Source organism: Enterobacter cloacae complex sp. 394F7 (assembly GCF_057320385.1).
Window position 1 is genome coordinate 64,913 of sequence record NZ_JBXWCS010000018.1, and the last position, 6,162, is coordinate 71,074.

Genomic DNA, 6,162 nt, shown 5'->3' on the forward strand with positions numbered 1-6,162 from the left:
GGATCAAGACTCAGTGTGCGCGGCCTTGTTCCACGCCCAGGCCGGTTTGCGAGCGGATAAACTGGGCGCGGAATTTCTCACGCTCCAGGTTCCCCTCCGGCGAGTTGTCGGTTGCAGAGAAGATCCAGATACCGATAAACGCCACGGCGATTGAGAACAGCGCCGGGTACTCATACGGGAAGAGCGCCTTTTCGTGACCGAGGATCTGCACCCAAATCGTCGGGCCGAGGATCATCAGAATCACCGCAGTCAGCAGCCCCAGCCAGCCGCCTACCATTGCGCCACGGGTGGTCAGTTTAGACCAGTACATGGAGAGCAGGATGATAGGGAAGTTACAGCTCGCCGCAATTGAGAAGGCCAGCCCCACCATGAAGGCAATGTTCTGCTTCTCGAAGAGGATCCCCAGCAGGATCGCCACCACACCCAGAATCAGTACGGTGATTTTGGAGACTTTGAGCTCTTCACGCTCGGTTGCGCCTTTGCGGAACACGTTCGCGTACAGGTCATGCGACACCGCTGACGCTCCGGCAAGCGTCAGTCCGGCAACCACGGCAAGGATGGTGGCGAAGGCCACGGCCGAGATAAAGCCGAGGAACAGATTGCCGCCTACCGCATCGGCCAGATGCACTGCCGCCATGTTATTCCCGCCAATCAGCGCGCCTGCCGCGTCTTTAAACGCCGGATTTGCGCCTACCAGCATGATGGCGCCAAAACCGATGATAAAGGTCAGAATGTAGAAGTAACCCATAAACCCGGTGGCGTAGAAGACGCTCTTGCGCGCTTCGCGGGCATCGCTCACGGTGAAGAAACGCATCAGGATATGTGGCAAGCCTGCGGTACCAAACATCAGACCCAGACCGAGTGAAAGCGCGGATATCGGGTCTTTCACCAGCCCGCCCGGACTCATGATTGCTTCCCCTTTCGGGTGGACCGCCATCGCTTCGGTGAACAGATTATTGAAGCTGAAGCCGACGTGTTTCATCACCATAAAGGCCATGAAGCTGGCGCCGAACAGCAGCAGTACCGCTTTGATAATTTGCACCCAGGTGGTCGCCAGCATGCCGCCGAACAGGACGTACATCACCATCAGTACACCTACCAGCACCACCGCAATGTGGTAGTTCAGGCCGAACAGGAGTTCGATCAGTTTGCCTGCGCCAACCATCTGGGCGATCAGATACAGCGCCACCACCACCAGCGAGCCGCAGGCGGAGAGAATGCGAATCGGGCCCTGCTTCAGGCGATAGGAGGCGACATCAGCAAAGGTAAAACGCCCGAGGTTACGCAAGCGTTCGGCGATCAGGAACAGAATAATTGGCCAGCCGACCAGGAAGCCGAGAGAGTAGATCAGACCATCGTAGCCGGAGGTGTACACCAGCGCGGAAATCCCGAGGAAAGAGGCGGCGGACATAAAGTCGCCCGCAATCGCCAGCCCGTTCTGGAAACCGGTGATATTGCCGCCCGCGGTGTAGTAATCGTTACGGGAGCGCACGCGTTTTGACGCCCAGTAAGTGATATACAGGGTCAGCACCACGAAAATCAGGAACATGACAATCGCCTGCCAGTTGGTTGGCTGGCGCTGTACCTCACCGGTAATGGCATCCGCGGCGTTTGCCGCGAAGGGTAGTGTGGCGACAAGCGCCGTCAGGACTCTCTTCATGATGCTTTTACCTCACGCAGTACCGCTTTATTAAGACGATCGAATTCGCCATTCGCACGCCAGACATAAACACCGGTCAGCACAAACGAAATCACGATGACGCCAATACCAATCGGGATGCCCCGCGTGACGCTGGTGCCCTCATGCAGCGGCGTACCCAGCCAGTGCGGAGCGAAGGCAATCAGCAGAATAAAGCCGACGTAGATAATCAGCATGATGATGGAAAGTAAGAAGGCAAACCGTTGCCGTTTATCGACGAGCTCCCTGTAGTGCGCACTATTCTCTATCTGCTGACAAATATCGTTATTCATCACAGAAATCTCCAGAAGTAAGGTTGGTTTGTTTTATCCCCTCTCCCCTGTGGGGAGAGGGTTAGGGTGAGGGGAGGAAGGTGCGGTCTGATGCCCTCACCCCGGCCCTCTCCCACAGGGCTGAGGAATCCCCAGAAAATTAGATATGGATAAATGGTTGTTTATTGTTCAAAAATGGAGCTAAAAACAACCGATAACTCGACAGAAGATGCACATTTATGAGCGTTTTCTGTCTGTCTACGAGCTGAGTGAATCTAACTGCTCGCAAAATATTCATTCTAATCCTCTGAAACCACTAATAAAAAATTAGTGGGGATTCCTCAGCCCACAGGGAGAGGGAGAAAAGATTACGATGGCATTGCGATGGCCTGCTTCTCTTCGAGCAGTTTTTCCACCACACCCGGATCGGCGAGCGTTGAGGTATCGCCGAGGTTGCTGGTGTCACCTGCCGCGATTTTGCGCAAGATTCGGCGCATAATTTTTCCTGAGCGGGTTTTCGGCAGAGAGTCAGTCCAGTGCAGCACATCCGGCGTGGCAAGCGGGCCAATCTCTTTGCGGACCCAGTTGCGCACTTCGGCATACAGCTCTGGCGACGGCTCTTCACCGTGGTTCAGGGTGACGTAGGCGTAAATCGCCTGGCCTTTAATGTTGTGCGGAATACCCACTACCGCGGCTTCGGCGATCTTCGGATGCGATACCAGCGCGGATTCAATCTCCGCGGTGCCCAGACGGTGGCCGGAGACGTTCAGCACATCGTCCACGCGCCCGGTGATCCAGTAGTAGCCATCCTCGTCACGACGCGCACCGTCGCCGCTGAAGTACATGTTTTTAAAGGTTGAGAAGTAGGTCTGCTCGAAGCGCTCATGGTCGCCGAACAGCGTACGCGCCTGGCCCGGCCAGGAATCGACGATCACCAGGTTGCCTTCGGTGGCGCCATCCTGCGGATTGCCTTCGTTATCCACCAGCGCAGGCTGGACGCCGAAGAACGGTTGGGTCGCTGAACCGGCTTTTAAGCGGGTCGCACCCGGCATTGGTGTGATCATGAACCCACCGGTTTCGGTCTGCCACCAGGTGTCCATTACCGGGCATTTTTCGTTGCCGATCTTCTTCCAGTACCACTCCCAGGCTTCCGGGTTAATAGGCTCGCCGACGGAGCCGAGGATGCGCAGGGAAGAGCGGTCAGTACCTTCTATCGCTTTATCCCCTTCCGCCATCAGCGCACGGATCGCCGTTGGCGCGGTGTACAGAATGTTGACCTGGTGCTTATCGACCACCTGGCACATCCGCGCCGGGGTTGGCCAGTTTGGTACACCTTCAAACATCAGCGTTGTTGCACCGCAGGCCAGCGGGCCGTACAGCAGATAGCTGTGACCGGTGACCCAGCCCACGTCGGCGGTGCACCAGTAGATATCGCCCGGATGGTAGTCGAAAACGTATTTAAAGGTGGTGGCCGCATAGACCAGATAGCCACCGGTGGTGTGCAATACGCCTTTCGGTTTGCCGGTGGAGCCGGAGGTATAGAGGATAAACAGCGGATCTTCCGCGTTCATCTCTTGCGGTTGATGCTGGTCGCTTGCTTTTTCAATCAGGTCACTCCACCAGAGGTCGCGCCCTTCATTCCAGTCGATCTTGCCACCGGTACGCTTAAGGACGATAACGTTGCTGACGGTTTTGACGTTCGGGTTTTTCAGCGCTTCGTCGACATTTTTCTTCAGAGGAATACCGCGCCCGGCGCGCACGCCTTCATCAGCGGTGATCACCAGTTTCGAACTCGAGTCGACAATACGCCCGGCAACCGCTTCCGGCGAGAACCCGCCAAAGATAACGGAATGGATCGCGCCGATGCGCGCGCAGGCCAGCATCGCCACCGCCGCTTCCGGCACCATCGGCATATAGATGGCGACCACATCGCCTTTTTTAATGCCCTGGTCCAGCAGCACGTTAGCGAAGCGGCACACGTCGCGGTGCAGCTCTTTATAAGAGATATGTTTGCTCTGAGAGGCGTCGTCGCCTTCCCAGATAATGGCCGTTTCGTTACCGCGTTCGGCAAGGTGGCGATCGAGGCAGTTCGCCGCAAGGTTTAGCGTGCCGTCTTCATACCATTTAATAGAAACGTTACCCGGCGCAAAGGAGGTGTTCTTCACCTTCTGGTAAGGTTTGATCCAGTCAAGAATATGGCCCTGCTCGCCCCAGAAAGCGTCAGGATCAGAGACAGATTGCTGATACTTCTCGTGGTACTGCTCCGGGTTGATCAGGCAACGGTCCGCAATGTTAGCGGGAATGTCGTGTTTGTGTATTTGGCTCATGGCTTTTTTTCTCCTTGTAAGATGTTAATAATATGTCGCAAAAACGTTAATAGTAGGGGCTTTACAAGCTTTGTTTATTATTTGGGCGGCAGATCACGCATTGTTTGAAGCGTATGAAAAATGAGCGAATGAAACTTTGAAGAAAAATAATTTACCGGGCGGATTATTCACATTTGCGCATAAAAAATCGTTTTTATAACAAATGGTTATTTATAAGAATTATCGTAAACTCGCGTCATAACGGCTTTTCGTAGTGAAATGCGTTGTTCTTTAAGGCTTGCGCAACACACCGCGCAGATGATACTCATACGCCGCGTTAAAAAATCCCATAAACCAACGCAACACAATTCATACCCTTTCAGTATGTCTCCATATTCATGCAGTCTGCATGAATAGGGCGCTTCATTGAGGAAGTCAGTTTCTATGAAAAACGTTAAAGTCAGCCTGGCCTGGCAAATCCTGCTGGCCCTTGTGCTGGGTATCCTGCTGGGTAGCTATCTCCATTATCACAGCGACAGCCGCGAGTGGCTGATTGCGAACTTGCTCTCCCCGGCGGGCGATATCTTTATTCATTTGATCAAAATGATCGTGGTGCCGATTGTCATCTCGACGCTGGTGGTCGGTATTGCCGGAGTCGGTGATGCAAAACAGCTGGGCCGCATCGGTGCAAAAACCATTCTCTATTTCGAAGTGATCACGACGATTGCCATCATCCTTGGCATTACCCTGGCGAATGTCTTCCAGCCAGGTTCCGGGATCGATATGTCGCAACTTGCGACGGTGGATATTTCGAAATACCAAAGTACGACCGCTGAAGTGCAGAGCCATGCGCACGGCCTGATGGGCACCATCCTGTCGCTGGTGCCGACTAACATTGTGGCGTCGATGGCGAAGGGCGAGATGCTGCCAATCATCTTCTTCTCGGTGCTTTTTGGTCTGGGTCTTTCCTCTCTGCCTGCCACGCACCGTGAACCGCTGGTCACCGTGTTCCGCTCCATCTCTGAAACCATGTTTAAAGTGACCCACATGGTGATGCGTTACGCGCCGGTTGGGGTGTTTGCGCTTATCGCGGTAACCGTGGCGAACTTCGGTTTTGCCTCCCTGTGGCCGCTGGCGAAGCTGGTAATTCTGGTGCATTTCGCCATCCTGTTCTTCGCGCTGGTGGTACTGGGCATTGTGGCGCGCCTGTGTGGGCTGAGCATCTGGATCCTGATCCGCATTCTGAAAGATGAGCTGATTCTGGCGTACTCCACGGCCAGCTCTGAAAGCGTGCTGCCGCGTATTATTGAGAAGATGGAGGCATATGGTGCCCCGGCTTCTATCACCAGCTTCGTGGTGCCAACCGGCTACTCCTTTAACCTGGACGGCTCGACGCTGTACCAGAGCATCGCAGCCATCTTTATTGCCCAGCTGTACGGCATTGATCTGTCGCTGTGGCAGGAAATTGTGCTGGTGCTGACGCTGATGGTGACCTCAAAAGGGATCGCGGGCGTGCCGGGTGTCTCCTTCGTGGTGCTGCTGGCGACGCTTGGCAGTGTCGGTATTCCGCTGGAAGGCCTGGCGTTTATCGCCGGTGTTGACCGTATCCTCGATATGGCGCGTACGGCGCTGAACGTGGTTGGAAACGCGCTGGCGGTGCTGGTTATCGCCAAGTGGGAACACAAGTTCGACCGTAAAAAAGCGCTGGCGTATGAACGCGAGGTGCTGGGTCGTTTTGATAAGACGGCTGACCAGTAACATCCTAAGCCCGGTGGCGCTGCGCTTACCGGGCCTACGGGTTTTGTAGATACTGTTATGCCACGCAAGCATTTTTCTCGTGCAGTGTGGCATCGAACGGGCGTCCTGATTTCAGGACGCCATACGCCACCTGCGCCAGCTTACGCAT

The 6,162-nt window shown here is 54.9% G+C and carries 4 protein-coding genes; 1 reads left to right on the top strand and 3 read right to left on the bottom strand.

What is annotated here, in order from left to right:
• Positions 1 to 10 precede the first annotated feature (10 nt).
• From actP to acs, 3 genes are all read right to left on the bottom strand, one after another.
• Positions 11 to 1,660: a cation/acetate symporter ActP gene (gene actP, locus AC2FAK_RS21180; protein ID WP_095455717.1), complete on the bottom strand. Its 1,650-nt coding sequence runs from the start codon at positions 1,658 to 1,660 to the stop codon at positions 11 to 13.
• Entirely contained in the window at positions 1,657 to 1,971 is a 315-nt protein-coding gene (locus AC2FAK_RS21185) for a DUF485 domain-containing protein (RefSeq protein ID WP_013095080.1), read from the bottom strand. Before AC2FAK_RS21185 ends, actP begins: the two co-directional genes overlap by 4 nt.
• A 347-nt stretch (positions 1,972 to 2,318) precedes the next feature.
• Positions 2,319 to 4,277 carry an acetate--CoA ligase gene (gene acs, locus AC2FAK_RS21190; protein WP_095455718.1) on the bottom strand — a complete coding sequence of 653 codons (1,959 nt, stop codon included), beginning with the start codon at positions 4,275 to 4,277 and terminating at the stop codon, positions 2,319 to 2,321.
• Positions 4,278 to 4,700: 423 nt separating this feature from the next.
• Here acs and gltP point away from each other — a divergent pair, with 423 nt between their 5' ends.
• Positions 4,701 to 6,014, top strand: coding sequence for a glutamate/aspartate:proton symporter GltP (gene gltP / locus AC2FAK_RS21195; protein WP_013095082.1), 1,314 nt, complete (start codon positions 4,701 to 4,703; stop codon positions 6,012 to 6,014).
• The last annotated feature ends 148 nt before the right edge of the window (positions 6,015 to 6,162 follow it).

Excerpts from the sequence above, each read along its gene's own strand:
- gltP (WP_013095082.1), top strand. The coding sequence starts at position 4,701 with ATGAAAAACGTTAAAGTCAGCCTGGCCTGGCAAATCCTGCTGGCCCTT.
- AC2FAK_RS21185 (WP_013095080.1), bottom strand. The coding sequence starts at position 1,971 with ATGAATAACGATATTTGTCAGCAGATAGAGAATAGTGCGCACTACAGG.
- actP (WP_095455717.1), bottom strand. The coding sequence starts at position 1,660 with ATGAAGAGAGTCCTGACGGCGCTTGTCGCCACACTACCCTTCGCGGCA.
- acs (WP_095455718.1), bottom strand. The coding sequence starts at position 4,277 with ATGAGCCAAATACACAAACACGACATTCCCGCTAACATTGCGGACCGT.